This window comes from Gilliamella sp. B3464, from assembly GCF_026536145.1.
Classification (GTDB): domain Bacteria; phylum Pseudomonadota; class Gammaproteobacteria; order Enterobacterales; family Orbaceae; genus Gilliamella.
Map to the genome: position 1 here is coordinate 435,615 of NZ_JAFNOQ010000001.1, position 22,219 is coordinate 457,833.

At 32.7% G+C, this 22,219-nt stretch carries 23 protein-coding genes, 1 tRNA gene and 1 pseudogene; 6 read left to right on the forward strand and 19 right to left on the reverse strand.

Annotation, left to right across the window (positions count from 1 at the left end; all coding sequences use genetic code 11):
• Positions 1 to 428: 428 nt before the first annotated feature.
• Both J3U57_RS01960 and J3U57_RS01965 read left to right on the forward strand, forming a co-directional pair.
• Complete coding sequence (locus tag J3U57_RS01960) at positions 429 to 1,847, forward strand: HEPN domain-containing protein (protein ID WP_267343672.1); 1,419 nt, start codon at positions 429 to 431, stop codon at positions 1,845 to 1,847.
• Between the two features lie 401 nt (positions 1,848 to 2,248).
• Positions 2,249 to 2,635 (forward strand): hypothetical protein, encoded by a 387-nt coding sequence (locus J3U57_RS01965; RefSeq protein ID WP_267339638.1) that lies wholly within the window; start codon positions 2,249 to 2,251, stop codon positions 2,633 to 2,635.
• A gap of 145 nt (positions 2,636 to 2,780) precedes the next feature.
• Here the strand turns inward: J3U57_RS01965 and J3U57_RS01970 are convergent.
• From J3U57_RS01970 to J3U57_RS01990, 5 genes and pseudogenes are all read right to left on the reverse strand, one after another.
• Positions 2,781 to 2,960: pseudogene (locus J3U57_RS01970) on the reverse strand (hypothetical protein); the annotation flags it as partial.
• Between the two features lie 298 nt (positions 2,961 to 3,258).
• Positions 3,259 to 3,492, reverse strand: coding sequence for a hypothetical protein (locus J3U57_RS01975; RefSeq protein ID WP_267343673.1), 234 nt, complete (start codon positions 3,490 to 3,492; stop codon positions 3,259 to 3,261).
• Positions 3,493 to 3,543: 51 nt separating this feature from the next.
• Positions 3,544 to 3,951 carry a hypothetical protein gene (locus J3U57_RS01980; RefSeq protein ID WP_267343674.1) on the reverse strand — a complete coding sequence of 136 codons (408 nt, stop codon included), beginning with the start codon at positions 3,949 to 3,951 and terminating at the stop codon, positions 3,544 to 3,546.
• A 1-nt stretch (position 3,952) separates the two neighbouring features.
• Positions 3,953 to 4,180 carry a helix-turn-helix domain-containing protein gene (locus J3U57_RS01985; protein WP_267333778.1) on the reverse strand — a complete coding sequence of 76 codons (228 nt, stop codon included), beginning with the start codon at positions 4,178 to 4,180 and terminating at the stop codon, positions 3,953 to 3,955.
• Between the two features lie 5 nt (positions 4,181 to 4,185).
• Positions 4,186 to 4,473, reverse strand: coding sequence for a helix-turn-helix domain-containing protein (locus tag J3U57_RS01990; protein ID WP_065563680.1), 288 nt, complete (start codon positions 4,471 to 4,473; stop codon positions 4,186 to 4,188).
• A 174-nt stretch (positions 4,474 to 4,647) separates the two neighbouring features.
• Between J3U57_RS01990 and J3U57_RS01995 the strand changes: the two genes are divergently transcribed.
• On the forward strand, positions 4,648 to 4,893 hold the full coding sequence (locus J3U57_RS01995; RefSeq protein ID WP_267333779.1) for a helix-turn-helix domain-containing protein: 246 nt from the start codon (positions 4,648 to 4,650) through the stop codon (positions 4,891 to 4,893).
• Between the two features lie 949 nt (positions 4,894 to 5,842).
• Here the strand turns inward: J3U57_RS01995 and J3U57_RS02000 are convergent.
• Together J3U57_RS02000 and J3U57_RS02005 are read right to left on the reverse strand one after the other, a co-directional pair.
• A complete protein-coding gene (locus J3U57_RS02000) occupies positions 5,843 to 6,511 on the reverse strand; it encodes a hypothetical protein (protein WP_267348400.1) in 669 nt (222 codons plus the stop codon).
• A 46-nt stretch (positions 6,512 to 6,557) separates the two neighbouring features.
• The gene (locus tag J3U57_RS02005) at positions 6,558 to 7,466 is read right to left on the reverse strand and encodes a DUF5655 domain-containing protein (RefSeq protein WP_267343676.1); all 909 of its coding nucleotides are present in this window, start codon (positions 7,464 to 7,466) and stop codon (positions 6,558 to 6,560) included.
• A 287-nt stretch (positions 7,467 to 7,753) separates the two neighbouring features.
• Here J3U57_RS02005 and J3U57_RS02010 point away from each other — a divergent pair, with 287 nt between their 5' ends.
• A complete protein-coding gene (locus tag J3U57_RS02010; protein ID WP_267343677.1) occupies positions 7,754 to 7,945 on the forward strand; it encodes a hypothetical protein in 192 nt (63 codons plus the stop codon).
• Between the two features lie 121 nt (positions 7,946 to 8,066).
• On the opposite strand, the gene J3U57_RS02015 is transcribed toward J3U57_RS02010, so the two are convergent.
• Together J3U57_RS02015 and J3U57_RS02020 are read right to left on the reverse strand one after the other, a co-directional pair.
• Positions 8,067 to 8,804 (reverse strand): carbonic anhydrase, encoded by a 738-nt coding sequence (locus J3U57_RS02015; protein ID WP_267333784.1) that lies wholly within the window; start codon positions 8,802 to 8,804, stop codon positions 8,067 to 8,069.
• Positions 8,805 to 9,183: 379 nt separating this feature from the next.
• Positions 9,184 to 9,915 (reverse strand): outer membrane protein, encoded by a 732-nt coding sequence (locus tag J3U57_RS02020; RefSeq protein WP_267343678.1) that lies wholly within the window; start codon positions 9,913 to 9,915, stop codon positions 9,184 to 9,186.
• 311 nt (positions 9,916 to 10,226) lie between these two features.
• Here J3U57_RS02020 and J3U57_RS02025 point away from each other — a divergent pair, with 311 nt between their 5' ends.
• Positions 10,227 to 10,523, forward strand: a complete 297-nt coding sequence (locus J3U57_RS02025) for a hypothetical protein (protein WP_267343679.1) — start codon at positions 10,227 to 10,229, stop codon at positions 10,521 to 10,523.
• A 440-nt stretch (positions 10,524 to 10,963) separates the two neighbouring features.
• Here J3U57_RS02025 and J3U57_RS02030 read toward each other — a convergent pair.
• Positions 10,964 to 11,039, reverse strand: a tRNA-Asn gene (locus J3U57_RS02030).
• A 149-nt stretch (positions 11,040 to 11,188) separates the two neighbouring features.
• On the opposite strand from J3U57_RS02030, the gene J3U57_RS02035 reads away from it, so the two are divergent.
• Positions 11,189 to 11,761 (forward strand): TIGR00730 family Rossman fold protein, encoded by a 573-nt coding sequence (locus tag J3U57_RS02035; protein ID WP_267333785.1) that lies wholly within the window; start codon positions 11,189 to 11,191, stop codon positions 11,759 to 11,761.
• 64 nt (positions 11,762 to 11,825) lie between these two features.
• On the opposite strand, the gene fruA is transcribed toward J3U57_RS02035, so the two are convergent.
• The 9 genes from fruA to J3U57_RS02080 form a co-directional block, all read right to left on the reverse strand.
• On the reverse strand, positions 11,826 to 13,517 hold the full coding sequence (gene fruA / locus J3U57_RS02040; protein WP_267343680.1) for a PTS fructose transporter subunit IIBC: 1,692 nt from the start codon (positions 13,515 to 13,517) through the stop codon (positions 11,826 to 11,828).
• Between the two features lie 8 nt (positions 13,518 to 13,525).
• Positions 13,526 to 14,461 carry a 1-phosphofructokinase gene (fruK, locus tag J3U57_RS02045; protein ID WP_267333787.1) on the reverse strand — a complete coding sequence of 312 codons (936 nt, stop codon included), beginning with the start codon at positions 14,459 to 14,461 and terminating at the stop codon, positions 13,526 to 13,528.
• Positions 14,461 to 15,663 (reverse strand): fused PTS fructose transporter subunit IIA/HPr protein, encoded by a 1,203-nt coding sequence (gene fruB, locus J3U57_RS02050; RefSeq protein WP_267343681.1) that lies wholly within the window; start codon positions 15,661 to 15,663, stop codon positions 14,461 to 14,463. The genes fruK and fruB overlap by 1 nt, the downstream gene beginning before the upstream one ends.
• Positions 15,664 to 15,851: 188 nt before the next feature.
• Positions 15,852 to 16,880, reverse strand: a complete 1,029-nt coding sequence (cra, locus tag J3U57_RS02055) for a catabolite repressor/activator (RefSeq protein ID WP_267333789.1) — start codon at positions 16,878 to 16,880, stop codon at positions 15,852 to 15,854.
• A gap of 167 nt (positions 16,881 to 17,047) precedes the next feature.
• Positions 17,048 to 17,803, reverse strand: coding sequence for an ABC transporter ATP-binding protein (locus J3U57_RS02060; RefSeq protein ID WP_267333790.1), 756 nt, complete (start codon positions 17,801 to 17,803; stop codon positions 17,048 to 17,050).
• On the reverse strand, positions 17,800 to 18,771 hold the full coding sequence (locus J3U57_RS02065) for an iron chelate uptake ABC transporter family permease subunit (protein WP_416379590.1): 972 nt from the start codon (positions 18,769 to 18,771) through the stop codon (positions 17,800 to 17,802). Before J3U57_RS02065 ends, J3U57_RS02060 begins: the two co-directional genes overlap by 4 nt.
• A complete protein-coding gene (locus J3U57_RS02070; RefSeq protein WP_416379636.1) occupies positions 18,761 to 19,720 on the reverse strand; it encodes an ABC transporter permease in 960 nt (319 codons plus the stop codon). The genes J3U57_RS02065 and J3U57_RS02070 overlap by 11 nt, the downstream gene beginning before the upstream one ends.
• An 8-nt stretch (positions 19,721 to 19,728) precedes the next feature.
• On the reverse strand, positions 19,729 to 20,685 hold the full coding sequence (locus J3U57_RS02075; protein WP_267333793.1) for a siderophore ABC transporter substrate-binding protein: 957 nt from the start codon (positions 20,683 to 20,685) through the stop codon (positions 19,729 to 19,731).
• Positions 20,686 to 20,950: 265 nt separating this feature from the next.
• A complete protein-coding gene (locus tag J3U57_RS02080) occupies positions 20,951 to 22,150 on the reverse strand; it encodes a hypothetical protein (protein ID WP_267343683.1) in 1,200 nt (399 codons plus the stop codon).
• Positions 22,151 to 22,219: the final 69 nt, after the last annotated feature.

Consider the following 22,219-nt stretch of genomic DNA (forward strand, 5'->3'; position numbering starts at 1 on the left):
GTGGTAACAAAGTTTGGCAATTAGGTTATAAACTATGTTATATAAATTAGGAAACCGATATAACAATTTAACGTTATCCGCAGCTAATAGTTAATCAAGTAGAAAGATACTTTGAAATAACATGAAGTAATCTATTTGATTCACAATTTTTTCAATTACCCATTAAATGACGTAAATAGATGCTCAAAAAATCTCATAGAATACCGCTGTGTTTTAATTAAAATTATTGATAATTTAAAAAAATCGCTTTTAAGTCATGAAAAAATTTTTAGAAATGAGAGATAAATAATCATTTGATATAATTAAATAAATAATGGAACAAATCTAATTGGTTGCAAAGTCTAATGAACGTCTATTGATCAGTATTGGTGATCCAAAATAACGATATATTTAGACTGTATAACCATTAAATTTGAAAGGAACATTTTATGAGACTTGAAGAGAAATATATAAAATTTGGTTATTTTTGGCTTCCTGAAAATCAACAGAATTCAATAGCTGGGGTTCTCTCCATTTATGATGGTGGACGGGCAGAATTAGAAATCATGGGTAATTTTGATGAAGATAAAGGAATTGGATTTATTTGTGAACATGAAAATATTCGTCTAAAAAGAATAATTGGATTTGTCGAAGACGATGGATTAGTAACACTGGAAAATTGCATTTATCTTAAGAAAAGTTTTGGATTTGGAAACATAACTAAATCAAAAATTTTGGCTAATACAGTTTTGAGTGGGGCTGAATGGGGAGCCGATGAAATCGTTACTTTTAATACATTTTCTTTTTCTATTGATTGCTTAGATGAATGGGTTGAAATAAGTGGTATTCATGTAGAGAGTGATTGGAAAAATAGATCAGTAAGTATTTCTTATAACAGACCTGAAAAAATAAATTTTATACTTGATAATGGGATGGAAATTGAAATTAATTTTCATTACACATCTCCTAGTTTTCCTCATATAAAAGAGGCAAAGATTACTCAAAAGGCTTATTTTACATTAAAATCTGAAGAGTTACGTAAATTAAATGATTTTATAGCTATTGCCTATAAGATAACCAACCTTATGTGCTTTGCTATGGACAAAGTTGTGAGTATAAAAAATGTTTCAGCAACATCATCTAAAAAACTAGATAAATTAGGTGAAGACGAATACCCAACTGAAATTAAATTATTCTATCAAGCCATACCATTTGTAGAAACTGTACCTAAACGTCATTCTTTTGAAATGTTATTCAATTTCAAAATTATAAGAAATAATGCTCAGCAAATATTCAACAATTGGTTAAATGCTTATGAGTATTTATCTCCCGCATTTAGTTTATACTTTTCAACTCAAAGAGGAAATCAAAAATATCTTGATGGTAGGTTTCTAGCTTTAGTACAGGGTTTAGAAACATATCACCGAAGAACTAGTGATGAAAAATTAATGAAGAACGAAGTTTTTGAATCATTAGTATCTAAAATTCTTGGTACATGTCCCGAAGAACATCTAGAATGGCTCAAAGGCAGACTAATGCATGGAAATGAAATTACCCTGAGTAAAAGATTGAAATTGCTTATTGAACCATTTAAATGTTTTCTGGGAACAAATAGAGAAAGAAATAAACTTTTGAGACAAATTGTAGATACTAGAAATTATTTAACTCATTATGATGAAAATTTAAAAGATAAATTAGTTACTGGACGAGATCTTTGGATTCTATGTTTAAAAATGGAAGTTATATTCCAGTTTCACTTTTTACATGTTATTGGCTTCACTACTGAAGATATTAAAAAGACAGTTGAAAATTGCACTAAATTACAAAATAAAATTGAAGAAATCAAAAAAAAGGATAAGGCCCAATAAAATATTCGATTTTTTATGTTCAAACCAAATCATCATATTTGATATAAATTATATTTTTGTATAACAATTGTTAGGTATGCCATAAAGAGATGTTCAAGGAGAACAGCAACGCTGTTGCCTGATAGTTAATTAAGAAAATTAAGCTATTAATAAAATAATGCCCTGTAAATATGTTTTTTGATTGGTTATCAATATAGAAAAACTATGATTATCAATTACCTTTAATAGATAAAATGATTGTTAACCTATTTTTGTATACAGGCGAAGCAAGTTCTTTAACTCAACCTACTTATAACACAAATGTTATTATTATGATCAAATTATTATTTACATTTTACTGTTTTCAATTTTAATTTTATGTGGTCTAATATTTTTTCATGATAAGTAAGGAAGAATTTTTTATGGCTAATTTTTTAAAAAAAACATTTGGTGGATTAGAAAAAAGTTATTTGTTGCGACAATATTTATTCGGTTTTGTTTTTGTTATACTTATATTAATGCCTATATCTCAGTTGAAATTATCTGATACTATAGTTCCAACTACAATTGCTTTAATCCTGTGGGGATTTTATCCATATTCTAGGTTCGTTTATGAAAGCATTATAGAGTTTATAATAGGTGATAATATAATTATCTCAAATATCTTTTTATTTTTATTCTTAAAAATAATGACTATGGGAATATGCTTTTTTTTCTCTGTTTTTATAGCTCCTTTTGGATTACTGTATTTATATTTTTATCACTCTAAATTGGAAAAACAATCCAAAGCTAATGTTATCGATAACTAGTTAAAAATATATCTCAACAGAAATGAGGAAAGAAGAATAAAGCCTTTATTTCCTCTTAGATGACATAAAAATTATTTATCAATAAAAATAAGATCCTTTATTGACTTTTCATTAGACCCTATCCTAGATTTTGTGTATTTGCCAGTTAGAGGTAGCGAGTCATTCTGTCACCTAATTCTATAATAAATTGATTCATCGAACCTTTCCAGTTTTGAATAGGCATAGTCCATTTTTTAGATGCTTGTTGTATTGTTAAATAGATAACCTTTATAACCAAGTCATCTGTCGGGAAAACCTTACGTTTCTTGATAGCATGACGAATAACACCAGTTGATCCTCGGTTAGCTCTCGGCGGCTGGTTTTATTGGGTGCCAATTGCCTTACCCACTTATCAAGGGATGATTTACCAACACCGAGGTGGCTTGCGTCCTTGCTGATAGAAAGATGTACAATTGATAATGCATAATCAGCCGATTATTGTTTAAATTCAGGACTAAATTTTTTGACCATGAGGGTTCTTATTTGATTAATTATGATATTTCAAAACAGAATACAGAATGAGTACACGCTTTTATGACTTTAAGCGTTATAAATAGAAAATAAGATACAAAGTGCGTTATATGTTAATAAACAGGCTTATATACTAAATAAGTATCTAGATCGACCACATAATCTACCTGAATACTTTCATCATATGGATAAATATCATAGCTATAACGAGCACAAAAAACAGATATAAAATCTTGTATATCGCAATCGGCTACTACTGTCATCACTCGATATTTTAATTGCCCAATAGAAGACACTTTACCAAAAAGCAATGAATCACCATAAAAACTTTCTATTTTAATTAACATATCAGCATTTTGTCTTATTTGGCAAAACTACCGATTATAGATGGTAGTTGATTACAACTCAATTTCCTTTAATTCATGATAAGAATCATAGACAATTCTATGCCATTCAGTTGTGGCGACTATTTGTTCTAAATCAAATTTATTAGCTTGCCATACAAAACGGTTACCTGAATAAGTTTCAATCACATTAACATGACTCCAGCATAACTGAGATAATAAGTTTTCAAACTCTTCTAGCCAATCATCTGGCATAACGTACATCTCATTATACTCAGCAGCAAAATGAATAATATGTGAATATTTACTAAGTGCTTTATTGTTATACGGCAACGTAGCAAACATATCCCGACAAATATAGGCTCCATAAAGAGGAAGATGTTGTAAAACAGAGCGATTAAAGTTATCTAAAGCTTCATCATCACAGGCTGATGAGCATATGTACCCGTATATAATTGCCATTTTATTTAATCTTTTTAATTACAGCCTCAGGATTGAGTGAAAGTAATCGAGCAATATGCACAAACTCCACCACATCTAAACGGCGTTCTCCACTTTCAACCTTGGCAATAAAAGATTGTGGCCGATTTAATGCTTGTGCTAGTTTTTCTTGGGTTATGTTTTGCTTAATTCTTGCTTCTTTCAGTGTATGAATAACAAGCTGATATTGTTCTAAATAAATTGATGTCATCACAATTATGAAGCCGTTAAACTCACAAATGCATTAGGCTTTTGCTTTTTTAGCTTGTTATATTGAATAATAAAATCGGCTAATTCATCGTCTTCAGCATAAAAATAAGCGCTAGGTACATCAAGAACTTTTGCGAGACGTTTTACAAGAGTAAAATCAGGTGAATGAACTTCATTTTCATAAGAACTAATGCGGGAACTTGCTGATTCTTCGTCTAATCCTGCTTTCACTCCAAGTTCAGTTTGTGTCAGATCTGCATTAATTCTAGCTATTTTTAATCGCTTACCAATCATGATTATTGCTACTCATCTTATATAGTTTTGATTAATAATTATCCTCTTCTTCGATTTGAATTTCGTAATGGAATGCTTTAATAAATCATGTATAACTTTAATTTTGATTTTAATTTAATCATAATTAAAGTTTTACATTAATAATTCATGTAATTGATGATTTTAGGAGGTGTTATGAATAGCAAAAAAGACTGGCATCCTGCCGATATTATTGCAGCATTGAAAAAGAAAGGAACAACGCTATCTGCGTTATCTAGACAATCTGGCTATGCACCTTCAACGCTCTCTAACGCACTTGTTCGCCCATGGACAAAAGGCGAACTGATTATTGCCAATGCATTAGGTATAGAGGCTAAACGAATTTGGCCCTCTCGTTATAGAAAGAAAATTCGAGTATTGCGAATTAAAAAATGTGAATAGAAACAATCTAATATCTATTACGGACAATACTAAAAAGTCAGGTTCAATAAAATGCACGGTTTACGGCATGCTTACAGATTGGAAATCACCGAAAGTAGAAGGACTAACTAGTAAAGAGTTAACACCAAAGCAGTAAAATTTATATCACATATATTACTGAATCAAAAAAAAGAATTAATGAATTAACTCAAAACTTCAAAGCTGTTTCATTAAAAAAATTGTTGCGTAGTGTAATGAAAATACTGAGTACCTGACTATCCAAAATGAAATAAGTATTATCAATAAATTAGAAAACGTTAACTTTAACGTTGATATTGATGTTGATAATGACCATGGTTCTTCCATTATTGATACAGCTGGAAATCTCACACCTAAAAAATTAAAGAATATTCACACTATCATCAGTCTAAAATATAAACCACCGTTAAAATTGAATGAAAACTATATTAATGTTCACTTTTTAAAAAATAGAAATTCAATTGCATGGCGGTAAGTATTTAGAAAAGGAAGATGAAGATTCCTTTTCGGAACTAGAAGAAATAAAAAAATAGAGATATTATTTTATCAATTATAGACAATTTTAAAGATAAATTGATCGAATATGCTGATAAAGAGAATTTTTACATATAAAATCAGATCAAGTAGAAACTTATCAAAGAGAACGGGAAGCTGCGTTTGAAAATACATTTCAGAAAATTGAAAGTCGATACAAGAGATAGTTAGATACAAGGATAAAACATTCTAAGTTTATTGATTAGCAAATAAATTATGTCCATAACTAATTACGTGAAAACCTGTCTATCCCTCACCTGGAACATGGCATAAAATAGATTTAGAAAACAGGATTAAAATTTAAAAAATTAATAAAAATTATGTAATTGATAATGAAGATTCCACTTACAACCCATAAATATCAATAAAGAATATTATTTATTATTTATAGTTAAGTTTATTTCTTTATTTCTATGGTATTAAATACAGGTGGAATCGTTAACTTAATTGAATAACATTCAGCATTGTTTTTTCTGATATAAACAATATCTTTATGTTTCTCACCACAGTCAGAAATAGGATAAGCATCAGCGATAATATAATAATCCCTCAATTCATCGGCAACATAAGATAATGGAAAAATTATACTAAACATTCCTATCATCACAAATGGTGCCAAGCAAAACTCAATTGATTGTGTCTTTTCTCTATGCTTTGTAGTCAAAAAATTAAGAAATCCCCACCATGAAGATTTTATTTGATAACGAATAAAATAAAATAGAAAAATTAAGATGACACCAATGCACAATGCTACTAACGTGGCATATATACTAACCGAGTAATTTAAATACTCAGGGTTGATATCATAAATATAGCTTAATGACTTTTCGGCATAAATGCGAGCAAAAAAGAATAAAAAACCAAAACTAAGTAGAAGTTTCCACCATTTTTTTAGGCGAGATAATAATTGTTGATAATGAGTAACAATATAAATAATAGTGGGAATATAAAAGATGATTCCAGCAATAACATAATATTGATTTGCTATTAGATAAAGTATTACAAAACACCAAAATAGGTTTAGTGACATGTTCAAAAACCCATTTCTATTTAAATAATCACTCATTTTGTTCCACATACTATTTATTATTCCTCATAAAGAGCGTAGCTTCTTACAACACCTGCTTCACCAAACTCATAATATATTCTAAATTTTTAGTATCAGACACAGTTAATTCATAATCCCCCGTCGCCCAATGACCAACATTAGAAACGTCTTTTGTTAATTTTTTAGGATCGTCAAGATTGCCTTTTTTAGCATTAATCCAAATTTTTAGGGATTTATTTTGTAAGTGTATAGAGACAATATTATTTTTACCCTGTTTAAAAGCAATATAAAGTTTTTTAGGTGAGATTTCTAGATCTGTCGATAATGATAAAATAGCATTCTTAAAGCTTTCATAAAGCTCTAGAACGTCATCTGATTTATCCTCTAAATGGTAGTCTTCATCATATACAACTAACTCTTTGGTTACTTTATCTAATGCCGAATCTTTCGTATGTTGTACTTGTTTAATACTTGGTGCCGACTTAGAACGTTTGATAGGGTTAATCGAAATTAAGTCATTATCAAACCGTTTAATTTCCCATAGTTCTATGGCTAAATCTTTGAAGTTAGTCGATTGTTTTTGATAGTCAGTAAACGCAGGGGAAACAAAAATAATTTTACTTTGCGACCAATCAATTTGATGACGTTTTAAATTCGCTTGGCAAGATTCATTATACTCGACAATAAAATCAGCCTGATAATCCAGCATAAGATTTAAGTAGGTCACGCCCTGATCAATAACACTAAAATTACGTTCACGTTTATATTCAATAATGACAAACGCATTTGCTTCGGTATCATAAGCTAGGGTATCAATGCGGTAATCTTTAATTTTGAATTCAGATTTTACAAAGGTTAAATTACCAATAATATCTAAATTATGTTCAAATAATGACTGGATCTCTTTTTCTAGTTTGAATGGTTTTTCTTTTAAGATAGTCAATTTTTGACTTTTATTTGTAAAAATTTGCATCATTATTTCCTAATCAATCTCATCATTTTTTATAGAATAAACGATTTCGTGTTTTTTTTCATTGTGTATAAAAATAAAGATATTACGAATATTAACCTAATCAGCACTTAAATTGGTCTACAAAAAATTAAACTATTTTTATTCAATTAATCAATTTATTATAAAATATTTAACCCCCGTCTGGGTCGAAGTCTCAATTAATTTCCGTGATTCATTAAAATTAGTAAATAAATTATATTGTTCTTGGACTAATTGTTAATAATGCCAAAACTAAATTCACTTATGGCATGACGAATATTGATAATGCTAGTGTATATTTAAATCTCACATTTGAATTATCAGGTAAAACGTGGACTAAAGAGTTTTCAACCAAGCAAAATGATAGTGGTGTAAAAGATGCAAATATGACTTCTGTGGTAGAATATGCTTGGGATCAGATTGCTTTAGATGTTGCCCGAGAGGTTGCAAAGCATTTATAAGTAATTTCTGGTTTTTTAATTTCGATTATGAAAAAAATTAACAAGTTTATTTATAATAGAATCGAAAAAAATTTGTTAAAATAGGCTCTATCTAAATACATTTGATAGAGCCATTTGGACATTAATCAACAATTACCCTTCCATTTAATGGTTGGACTGGTCGATTGTTATCATGATGCATAATTGAGTGGAACTTTTCGATTTGCTCAGCCGATGCACTGCTTTCTTGTTCTAACACAATCCATCTTACCCCTTCTGTACATGGAGGAGTTGTCAATGAACCACTAAAGCGATAAAAATCTAACCTATTTGGTAATAGAGCTTTTATATCAACAGGCTGAGTAAGCGTTGCCGTCGCTTCAACTTCGGTTGGTATTTGTTGCCAGGCTTTTGCTAATTCTGGATTCGTTTTTCCTTTATTAAACATCAGTGCAACCACAGCTAACTCACCATTCTTATTTTTATAGACAAAATGTGCTTCCATTGGGAACTGTTTGCCCTTAATTTCATTTTCACTTGGCGCATGAAAGTGGAATTGTTGTAAGGTGAAAACTTCGTTATCGATTTGTAAAGTATTACCTTCACCAACATTAACTTGAATAGTGTGACCATTATTGATAATTTCTTGCTTACCTGGTTTGAATACCAGTTTAAGTTTATCATGATGAGTTTTGAACACGTGTTCAATGTTGATAGGTGATTGGTTTTTGCCATTTTCACAAGTTGAAAATTCTGGTGATAGTTTTCCCCAATTTTCAGGTTTATCTTCACCTTCATACCCCCAATGTGAAGAATGTTCGGCAGCAGCACATGATAAACTCGTTACCATTAAAGCCGCCATGATTATGTTAAGTTTCATCTTGATTTTTCACTAGAACGTTGATTAACGAGTCTCAAATTATACGCCTCAAAAAATTGCCTTACTAGAATATACCACTAAGACTTTTTTGTTTTTTTATAAAAAAAATCTTTGACATTTTTAAAAATTAAGTTGTTAATTTGACATCAATCTTTATAGCATGAATAAAGTTCATGCTCATCATAGCCATACTTAACATTATCAGGGAATCAATAAAGAATAGAAATTTGAATTTTATTCACAATATTCTAGTCAATGCGAATAGGATTAATAGATGTAAATAATATGACGTGGGTAACCTTATACCATCTTGATTGCAAAGAAAATAATTGAACACTAAAAAAGGGCTAACGCCCTTTTTTAACTTATTGCTAATTAATTAGAAGCTATAACGTATACCTGCTAGTAAATCGACAGAACTCAATTTACCACTTGCTTTTACGCTTAATTCGTCGTCAACGTTTCTTTTTATAGAAAGTTTACCAGCATCGACATAACGTGCAGTGAAATCAATATCTAAATTATCAGCAACATTATATGCTACACCAGCAGCAACATTCCAAGCAAACTTAGTTTTTGATTTTGAAAATTGGATATAATCTTCTTCATTATCGAAATCATATTTTTCTGAATATTTATGATCTAACTTAGCAAACGCAACCCCTAGTCCTGCACCAACAAAAGGTGTAAATGCTGTACCAGTCTCAATATCATAATAACCATTCACCATAAGCGTATTCATACGCGCTTTAGTTCTTTCTTTAGAATGAAGAACATCACCATCTTCATCAATAATACTCTTATTCTTTTCTTTATCTAAATTACCACGTAACGTAAAAGACAATTCAGCTCTGACAGGAATTGCATAATCATATTTAAAGTTATAACCTAAGTTCAATGCACCAGCAAATTTTCCTTTAGAAATTGAACCTGTCTTAAATGTTTCAGTATCAACTTCATCTCCATCATCGTATTTCCACTTATCTTGAAGGCTTTTTGCTTTTAGAATACTAACCCCTAATTGACCACCTAAATAAACACCACTATTTTCGGCGTAAGCTACACTTGAGAAACAGGCTATAGCAGTTAATGCAATTAATGTTTTTTTCATTATGTTTTCCTTTGATTATTCTAATATTTTGGGGATTTGGATTATAAACTAAGCAAATCATTAAGTCTATAAATAGCGTAGATATACTCAAAAAATTATGTATCAATTTGATTTTTAGCATAAAATAAAAAATAGCAGCTATGCTTAAACCACAATAAAATTCAAATAAATATTATCTTCAGTTTTTAATGACAGTCTCAACTTATTTCATTATCGTTGCATATAATAAAATGATCACAAATAACTTTGATAAAAATGCAATCAATGCATGGACATTGATTAATCGAATTGACTAAATTATAGTTATTCTGATGATTGCTATTGCTGGTGCAATGACGCTCTTTATTCCCAATAATTATAGCTGTAATCAACTTAATCGCATTAAAGAAGCTTTTAATCTAAGCTTAAAAGCAATAATGGTACTTTGTAGCGTCATTGTAGTACTATATGTACTATTGTTTCCTTGGTTGTTTCCACCATTTACTTCAATAGTGAACGTGATTGATCTTGCCAGAAAACAAGTGCTAATTGGATCATTCTTTCAAGCGACAGCCCACCTACCTGTGGTAATTATCCTGTATATTAAGATAATCATTATTTCTCTATAGGACTATATTTAGTCTTTGTCGAAAAAATGGGAATAAATGGCATTTTTATATCTATGGCTTTCGGAAACATACTTTCATGTTTATTGTCATTTCTTTATGCTAAGAAAGCCTGAAGTCATAAAATTCAAGCCGATATTGGAATAAGTCACTTTGCTAACTATTGAATAAAGTACTGTTTTAACAATTAACCTTTGTCTTTTAGAGACAAGTCTTTATCAGTTACTCAACTATTTTTGATCGATTATTCGTTAATCTTTTAATTATTTTTGGCATAAAATTCTTTTTTATAAGAAAAATTGAAAATTTTTGCTGAACACTCATTCGTACCCCAAAAAATAATAAATTTATAGATGTATAGGGATAATAGATATACTAAAAAATATAATATATTGATTTATAACTAAATAGAGATGTATAGATATGAGTTGAAGTGGAAAAGTTGGCTCCTCCAACAGGACTTGAACCTGTGACATACGGATTAACAGTCCGCCGTTCTACCGACTGAACTATGGAGGAACACTTGACGGACAAAATATTAACCATCTATTACGTTTATGTCAATCGTTAAAACACTAAATAAAATCAATTGCTCAGCTTGTAAGCAAATTTGTCTATGTCTATGCTAAAATAAGTTAAAAATGACAAGATAGGTAAAATAAACGTTTATGAAAAAGAATATTTGTGTGTTTTGTGGTGCCAGTGAAGGCAATCGTGCCGAATATCGTGTTGCAGCTGAACAACTTGGTCAAACCATTGCCAAACAAAATAGGCGATTAATTTATGGTGGTGGCAATAAAGGGTTAATGGGGATTATTGCTAATGCCGTATTAGCTAATGGCGGTGAAGTTATTGGTGTTATTCCTGAACGTTTAGTTAAAGCCGAAACTGCGCATCATGGCATTACTCAGTTAGAAGTTGTTCAAAATATGCATCAACGCAAAGCAAGGCTTGCTGAACTAGCTGATGGTTTTATTGCGATGCCAGGTGGAACAGGCACATTAGAAGAAATTTTTGAAGTTTGGACGGCGATGCAAATAGGCTACCATGAAAAACCTGTCGCGCTATTCAATAGCCAATTTTGGCAACCTCTGCTGAACTTTTTAAAGCATGCAGTACAAGAGGGGTTTATTCGAGAAAGTTTTTATAACACATTAATCGTATCGGATGATGCAACAAATATATTACAAAAAATGGATGATTTTATTGCTAAAGACCTACAGCGTTGGGTGAAAAAGTAATTATTATTTATCAAAAAGTAAAAACGCCATTATAAAATGGCGTTTTTTGTAAGTATAAAAATAATTACTGTGTAACTTCTTCAGCAACAACTTCCGGTTTTTTAATAACCGCATAAACGACACCAGCAATGACAGAGCCGACTAAGATTGACAATAAATAACCACCAACAGGTTTAACAACGCCAGGGATTGCTAATGCAAATAACCCACCATGCGGCGTCATCAATTCTGAACCAAAGGCTAATGCCATACCACCTGTAATTGCACCACCAATAATACAACAAGGGATAACACGTAACGGATCACGCGCTGCAAATGGAATGGCCCCTTCAGAGATGAAGCATAAACCTAAAACTAAAGACGCTTTACCACTTTCTTGTTCAGCTTTAGCAAATTTTTTACGAGCAATTAAAGTTGCTAATCCCATCGCTAATGGAGGAACCATTCCACCCGCCATTACTGCTGCCATTGGTGCATAGACTTGAGCAGAAATCAAACCTGTACCAAACGCATAAGCGACTTTATTAATTGGTCCGCCCATGTCTGTACACATCATGCCACCCAAGATAGCACCTAAAATAACGGCATTTGCGGTACCCATTGATTTTAACCACTCAGTTAAAGCATTCATTAACCATGCTATAGGCGTACCGACAATAAACTGCATGACTAAACCTGTTACCAATGTTGCAAGTAAAGGCACAATTAGAATAGGTTTTAATGCTTCAAGCGTTTTTGGTAGTGGTAAATATCGAGTAATTAACAAGGCTAAATAACCAGCAAAATAACCAATGATAATGCCCCCTAAAAAACCTGCCCCGGTTGATACCGCAAGCAAACCACCGACAAGACCAGGGGCCAAGCCAGGTCTATCGGCTATCGAATAGGCAATATATCCAGAAAGTAATGGCACCATCAGTGAAAACGCCAGTCCACCAATCTGTGCCAAATGTGGCTCACCAATTAATTTTTGTACGCCATCAACAATTTCAAATGATCCGAATGCAAAAGAAAGCGCAATAATTAACCCACCTGCAACCACCATAGGTAACATATACGAAACACCGGTTAATAGATGTTTATAAACGCTCTTCTTCTCATTACTTGATTTAGCTGATGAGGTATTGGTTGTAGGTTGATAAATTGTTGCTTCTTCGAATGCTTTATCTAATTCCTGAGCGGTCTTTTTAAGAGCAGGACCAGTTTTAGTACGGTATAATTTTTTACCGGCAAATTTGCTTAAATCAACATCAATATCACATGCAGCAATAACGACATCAGCAGAAGCAACTTCTTCAGGTGTTAATTCATTCCCCACGCCAACTGATCCACGTGTTTCAACTTTACACCACCAGCCGCGTTTTTTTGCTTCTTCTTCAATGGCTTCGGCTGCCATAAATGTGTGAGCCACACCTGTTGGGCAAGCAGTAACAGCAACAATGCGTTTAATCCCTGTAGCAGAAGCTGAAGCTGTTGTCGCTGTTTGCTCATAAACTTTTGCTTTATTTGGCGCATCGTTTAATATTTGTTTCGAATTGGCAAAAACATCATCGATATCTTCAACAACATAAACTTTTTTACCCATCACTGACGTATCAGCAATTGATCCTGTACCCACTGCAACAATCACATCGGCATTTGCTGCGTTTTCAACTACATTTAAATTTAAAGCATTAGCAGCTAAAATAAGTTCAGCTTTAGCTAATCGTCCATTTACTGGACCTGTATTACTACCTTCAACAATATATATATTCATGAATACTCCTATCCAGCGTTAATTTCAATTTTGCCGAGCATATTTGTTACAGCTTGACGATCAGAAATGCCTACGCCTGCTTGTTCAACAGATAGCGCTGCAACACTTGATGCAAACACTAACGTATCTTTAATTGATTGATTAGTCATAAGACCATACATTAATCCAGCGACCATTGAGTCACCCGCACCAACTGTACTAACAACTTGGCATTTTGGGGGTTTAGCAATCCACGCTTCATTTTTTGTTACCCATAATGCACCTTTGCTGCCAAGTGAGATGACCACATTTTCAATACCACTATCGATAATTTGTAAAGCAGCTGTTTTGATGTCGGTAAGCGTAGATAACTTTCGACCAACCCACATTTCAAGTTCCTTATCATTTGGTTTAATTAACCAAGGGTTGGCTTTAAGACCTGCTACTAAAGCATCACGGCTACTATCAAATACCACTTTAGGGCAAATTGCTTTAACTTGCTTCATCCATTCTGTAAACTTTTCCAGAGATACGCCAGCAGGTAAACTACCACTAATGGCAACCATATCTATATCTTTTAACCATTCTAATGAATCGGTAACGAAAGTCTGCCAATCTTGATCGTTAATCGTAAAACCAGAAAAATTTAGGTCGGTAACTTCGCTATTTTCTTCAGTTAATTTAACATTAATACGGGTGCGCCCATCAATGGTTTGAAATTTATCGACGACATTTAGTGATTTAAACAGTAAGTTAAAGCCATCACGATTTTCTTTACCTAAAAAACCGCCTACCGTTAACTTAACATCCAGATCTGATAGTACTTTGGCAACATTAATCCCTTTACCTGCAGCCAGTAGTGCATTTGTCTGCACTAAATTAACATCACCAAGTTCAACTTTAGGACAAAAACCCAATAGATCATAAGCCGGATTTAATGTAATTGTTGCAACACGATAAGTCATTATTCAGTTCCCTCACCTAATCCGCTAGCAATGGCTTGACCTATGGCATTGAGCGCTTGCTCAGCATCTTGTCCAACAGCAGTAAATTTAAGACGGCTGCCTTTTTTAGCACCTAGAGCTACAATCTTCATTAAGCTCGTTGCACTTACAGGTTCGCCTTTACCATCTAAATTGGCAACTGTTATTTTACTATTAAATTCTTTGACCAATTTAACTAATACAGATGATGGGCGGGTATGCAAGCCATTTTCATTATGAATAACAAATTCACGACTTAATTCATTATCATTTGATTCGGTTGCATTAGATTGAGCAAGAGTAGGAATCGATTCAACATGCTCAGAATTATTGATCTCAGAACCAGAAATAAGTAACTGACTTAATTGGTCGACATTTGCTGTTAAAAGTTGGTCTAATTTTTGTCTAAAAATCAACGATGCGATGTGATGCACAACTTCTGCAACTGAATCATCAACAACCGACATTGTTATAAGTAATTTTACAGGTTTACTATCTTCACTCAAATGACTAACTGTACGGCTAATGGCAATCGCATTTTTTAAATTACCATTTTTACTATCACTTAACCAAATCCCATTGCCTAAATAATTAGGTTTGTTATCAAGCACATCGGCAATAAAATTAGCATTCACTGCATTGTGCTGTTTTAAACGCGAAGCATTCAATGCTTGTAGGGTTGCTAGGCTATCTGCTTGAATATCTAATAACACTGAATCTTGATGAATGGTAAATTTGTTATCTTGTTGCTCTACTTTGTCAGTTAAAATAGCAATTGCTTCATCCGCTGTTTGAATTTTTTTAATTTTATCTTCAACGCCATCTTCACCAAGAACATGTGTCAATTGGCGAAGTAATTCTAAATGCTCATCAGAGCTTGCCGCAATACCAATAGCCAAGTAAGCTTTTTCACCATCATCACCCCACTCAACGCCATTTGGAAAACAAAATACCTGTACACCTGTTTTTTTCACTAAATGTCGAGTTTTTGTGGTGCCATGAGGAATCGCGATACCAATACCCAGATAGGTTGCAGCTTGCTCTTCTCGCTCTAGCATACCTTTAACATATCCATCTTCAACAAAACCTGCACTCGTTAATGCTGCGGCAATTTTTTTTATTGCTTCTTGCTTGTTAGTCGCTTGTTCATTTAAATGAATATTTTCTTTAACTAAATGAAACATAGAATAAATACCTCTGGGTTAAAATGTTGGGCTTGCTAAAATAACTCAACAATTCTAAATCCTTAATTGAATTATATTGAATCGTTTCAGCAATGATGAATACAATTAAAATATTTATCAAATAAATTATCTCTATTAATAATTAATATGTGATCTAGATCCAATTTTTTGATTAAAACTTAAAAAAGTTATTTTTTATAATCGCTCAGACAGGCTCTACCCAAGCTTCCTCTATATAGCAACCGCCTTGGAATAATGGTTGTACCAGGCTTATAACTTTGTTCACGCAAGCTTTCCATTAATAATGCGATAACAACTTGTGAAACTTCTTGATGATCTTGAGCAAGCGATATCACCTTACACGGTAAAAAATCAAGCAGTTCATGATCACCAAAAGTAGCAATCGTCAGTTGATTGGGTAGATAGCCAAATTTTTTTAAAATTGAATCAATCGCGCCTTGTAATAATGAAAAGGAGGTAGTGAAAATACCATCGGGTATATCATGCGTTTCTAACCAATGACTAAATACAATTTCGGCGTCACAGCGACTATAATTATTTGCATATAAAAAATCAACTTTATTAAACTGATTTGCTGCAATTGATTCAAATCCTTCAAGACGTAATTGACTAACCGATAAATTAGGCAAAGCACCAATATAAACGACAGTTCCATCAACAAATTGACTAAACGTGGAGCCTAACGTTTTGGCATCTTGTTTATCAGATCCAACGATGTTTCTAAATTGATTATTGGATAATGTTCTATCTAAGGCAAATAATGGAATTTGGTTATTTTGCCAACCATCATAAAACCTATAATCTTGAGGAGACACAAACGATGAAGATATGACTAAAGCATCAACTCGCCGCTGCTGAAGATGCCTTACGCACTCTTGCTCAATACTTGGTTTATCTTCAGAACATGAAAGTAATAATTGATATCCATTTTTGCGCGCTAATTGCTCTAAGTAATTGGCAATGGTTGTATAACTACTATTTTCCAAATCAGGAATAATAATACCTATTGTGCGTGTTTTACCAGCTCTTAGTCCTGCTGCGACTTGATTTGGTTGATAGTTATGCTCTTTAACGACCGCTAAGACTTTTTCAATCGTTCTATCACTAACACGATATTTTTTTGCTTTTCCATTAATTACATAGCTAGCTGTAGTTCGAGAAACACCCGCTAACAAAGCAATTTCGTCTAATTTCATAATATAGTCTCAGCAAACATATTGTTGGCAATTAAACATGAATAAAAAGAAATTGTAAACCTTAATTGTTTTATCTGATGATTAACAGTGTTAATGCAGGAACAATCATTGTTCAACTGGTTAAAGTTTGAATTCGTTTATGTTCGATATCAAGCATAAAAAATAAGTTAATAATAAATCGCAATATTTTGATTTTGGACATTCTCAATTTTTATAGGGGTATCAAATATATCCTCTAAAAGTTGTGAATTCATAATTTGCTCTGGACTACCTTGATAAACAAGCTCACCATTTTTCATCGCCAAAATATAGTCTGAATAAACGGATGCAAAATTAATATCATGAATGACAATAACGATGGTTTTACCGAGTTCATCTGCTGCTCGACGTAATTGTTTCATCATAGCAACCGCATGTTTCATGTCTAAATTATTGAGCGGTTCATCGAGTAAGACATATTCGGTATCTTGACAAAGAATCATAGCCACATAAGCACGCTGGCGCTGACCACCGGATAACTCATCAATAAAACGATCTTTATATTCGGTAAGATTCAAAAAATCCAGAGCTTGATTGATATGCTTATAATCATCAGCATTTAAGCGCCCTTTGGTATAAGGATAACGCCCAAAGCCAACAAGTTCAAAAACAGTTAACCGACTGGTAAACCGATTTTCTTGTCTTAAAACAGATAAATAGGTCGCAAGTTTATCACTTGGTGTATTAACAACATCCATATTTTGAATTTTAACAACACCTTCATCAGCCACTAAAAGTCGACTGATAATCGATAAAAGCGTTGATTTACCTGCACCATTCGGTCCAATAATTGCCGTAATCCCACCTTGCGAAATAGTCGCATTGACATTTTTTAATACGGGTATAGTTTGATAATTTTTACAAACATTTTCAATTTCAATCACATTGGAACCTTTTTCAATAATAAGAAAATAAACAAAGAACCACCAATAAATTCAATCACTATAGATAAAGCGCCAACCATATTTAACACACGCTCTAGAAACATTTGCCCACCGACCAGAAAAATGATACCCAATAAAAAAGCGGTAGGCAGTAAATAACGATGTTGGCTTGATCCGCTAATACTATAAGCAAGATTAGCGATCAATAGACCCAAAAAAGTAAACGGTCCAACCAATGCCGTCGATATTGCGACTAAAACTGAAACGAGTAATAAAATTATTGTAACGCTCTTTTGATAATCGATACCTAAACTAATCGCATTATCCCGACCTAAAGCAAGTACATCGAATCGAAATCGCATTTTCCACAAAAATACACCAATCACAGCGGCTATTATTAATGAAAAGATAATCAAGACAGGTTCAGCACGGGTAAATGTTGCAAAAATTCGACTTTGTAACACAGCAAATTCTGTTGGCGTCATTAAACGTTGCAGTAAGTTAGAAAAGCTACGGAACAACGTACCTAAAATAATACCGATTAGTAAAACTAAATGTAGATTTTGTTTGAGTTTAGTGAATAAACCACGGTATAAAAAGAGAGAAAATAAAATTAATAATAATGATTCAAATACAAATTTACCAATAATCCCAATATAGGGAATACCTTGTGTATCAATAAAAAAGATCACAATCGTTTGGATTAACACAAACAAAGATTCAAATCCCATAATTGATGGGGTCAAAATTCGATTATTGGTCACGGTTTGAAAAAGTAAGGTAGAAGTCGATGCAGCAAAAGCAACCAGAATCATGGTTAGCACAATCCAAGTTCGGTGCATCAATATATAACTAATATTGCCTTTAAGGTTTAAAGTCATAAAACAACTTATACAAATTAAAGACAGAATAAATAACAAAAATACTCTTTTTTGACTTATTGTATAACGTTTTTGATTAACTGACATGGCGTCTTCGACTCAATAATATTAAGAAAATAATAGCGCCAACTACGCCAAGAATAACACTCACGGGAATTTCAAAGGGATAACGAATTAGCCGACCAATAATGTCACAAATTAATACTAATCCACTGCCAAATAAACAGATCCAAGGTATCGTTTTACGAACATTATCACCAAATAATAAACTTACAATGTTTGGTACAATCAATCCTAAAAAAGGTAAAACACCAACGACCACAACAACAATCCCACCAATTAATGCAATAACAATAAGTCCCGTCAACATGACTCGACGATAATTAAGACCTACATTAACTGAAAAGTCGCGCCCCAAACCTGCAACGGTAAATTGATCGGCACTCCAGCAAGCAAGCAATGTCAAACCGCCGACTAACCATAATAATTCATAACGGCCTTGTAAAATACCTGAAAAGTCGCCTGATTCCCAACCACCAAGCGATTGTAATAAATCAAAATACATAGCGAAAAATGTTGTAATCGCGCTAATGACTGCCCCCAACATAATACCAATAAGCGGCACCATCAATGCTGATTTGAAAATGATTTTTCGGGAAATCGCCATAAAAATCATTGTACCCGCCATAGCAAATAAGCTGGCAACAACCATTTTTGTCATCACACTTGCACTTGGTGCAAGAACCATCATAATTAATAAACCAAGACTGGCTGATTGAGTAGTGCCAACTAAAGTAGGTTCAACAAATCGATTTTGGGTTAACAATTGCATTATTAAACCGGCAACACTCATGGCACTACCTGCAAATAATAAAGCAACGGTTCTGGGAACGCGGCTAACAAAAAAAATCTCTCGCATCGTACTATCGATCCAAAGATCAGATAGTGTGACATTCCCAGCCCCAATAAATAAACTTATTACAGACATTATCAACAAAATGAAAATGCCTGTAATAAAATAAAACGACTTAACCATATCTTTGATTAATTAGCTGATGTTTTTTGTAAAGCTTCGCTTATTTGATCCATTAAGTGGCTATAAGTTTGAATACCACCAGCAATATACATTGAGGTTGAATCTAAATAGACAATATGATTATTTTGCCATGCATCCGTTTTTTGAATTAAATCATTATTTAAAACTTGTTGAGCTGATTGCGCTTCTTTATTTCCAATAGCATTATCTCTATCTAAAACAAAAAGCCACTGTGGATTAACACTTAAAATAAACTCAGAGGTAACTGCGTTACCATGACGCCCTGCTTCTTGGAATGTTGTGGCAGGTTTAAAACCTAATATATCAAAGATAAAACCAAAGCGAGATTTTGGTCCATATGCTGACATTTTGCCACCATTAACCATAATGACTAGTGCACTTCCAGCGGTATTTGTTTTTGGTTTAAGTTGTTCAATTTTTTGATTAAAATCAGCTATAAGCTTTTTAGCTTGATCTTGTTTATTAAACAACGTGCCTAATTGTTCAGTTCTTTGTGTTAAACTTGCCAAAAAGTTATTTGGATCAATATCAAGAGAAATAGTTGGCGCAATATCATTTAATTTATTATAAACATCGTTCGCACGACCACCTGCGATAATAACATCAGGCGCTAATGAACTTAAAACTTCATAATTTGGCTCAAATAACGTCCCCACATTAGTATAACTTTTATCACTATATTTCGATAAAAAATCAGGGAAATGCACATCAGATTGAGGAACCGCTGAGACAGGAATATTCAAAGCATCCATAATATCGAGTGTTGCGATATTAAAAACAACCACCTTTTTAGGGTTTTCAGGTACATCAGTTTTACCTTGCGCATGCTCAATGGTTATTTTATTAACTGAACTTTGCTCATTTTTTTTATTATCATCACATCCCGCTAACACAAATAGCGCTGTTAACAACACTATAAACTTAAATTTGATACGTGAATACATTTTGGCTCCTAATCATCATTCTTGATAAAAAAAGAAATGATAAATATAACAATTATCATTTGCATTAGATTGTAACGAAAAAAATAAAGCTATTCAATTAACTTTAATAGAATAAAAGAATGGGTGTCTTAGGTAGATTAGAAATATAACAATCGAATAAATACATTTTATCCAGTGAAGATGACAATGTTATTAGTGCGACTCCTCACACCGTTATAATTGGCTGTGAGGAAATAATTTTCATACTAAATTTGTGTTAAAGCTATCAGTTAACGCAAGCAACTCGCTGTTTATTACCACCAAGATAACCATGATATACATCACCGGTATCTGAATGGACAAGATAAGGCTCATTCAGATTGTCGTATATTTGCCCAGTCCAATAATCACCATACTCTAGATCACTATTTGTATAATAATTCTTATCAGTAAATCCCCATTCAGCAAATAAAGTTTGACCAATTCTACGCTGGTAATTATTGGGTTGATTAGGCAAACTACCTTGCCATTCCCAACCATTTGCATTAGTTAAGTCAATAATACTAGCTATTTTGTAACCTAAATTTTCACAGTAGGATTTAGCAGAAGGATAGTCAATATAACCAGGTTTTGCTATAAACCATTTACTTATTGTGAAGCGGTATATCATATTTTTTTTATTCTTATCTGAATAAATGGTAAAAGTAGTTGGATCTTTTGCAGTTGCAGCTTCTGCAGCACTTGAACCATTATCTGGTCCTTGAAATTCTACTTTAGCAACATTGATTTGTTTAATATTATCGGTAGTAATATTTAAGCTAATCCCAGAGTTTTGTGGCGATTTACTATAGCTTAATTCACTTGATAATGCCCCTGCTACGGTTAAATAAAAATACAGTCCTTTTGATGCTGTGGTTGGAAAATTGGTCGAAGGTTGATATAAGGTTTGAAGTTTAAATCCTTTACTACCATCCCATTGACTTGTTGGTCCCGACATAGATGTAAAATTTGGAAAAGGATCGCTATCATTATACTTTAAATTAGGCCGAGCAAAGCAAAAATAAGGAGTGGTCACTTTATTAGGGATAAGATAGTAAACTGCTTGATTACCAATAAAATTAGAAGAATTTGGCAAGCCATAGCGAGTTGATAAAATGCCGCTATCACTGGTTAAACTGAGTTGATAGGGAGAATTACAAGCATCATTCAAAAGCTGCTCAGGGTTATTTACCATTTCACCATCAGCGCTTTTAACCGTTAACGTTAAATTGCCAGAAACAGTATACAACTTATCACCATCATTATCTTTCCAATAACCCTTACTTGAAATTAGATCTAACAAGCTGATTTTCAGTTTATTTAAAGGAAGTTCAGTTTTAATATTTTTTAATTTTTCGCCTCCAGCAGGAAGTCGAATTGGGTTGCTTTTTGTCGATAAACTATCTTTGATGCTATAACTTCGGCCATCGTAAAGCGTAATATTCAAAAGCGGATCTGTTTTATTTCTGCTAGTGGCTCCATTATCAAAAGTTAAATGTGGTGCATTGCCATGAAT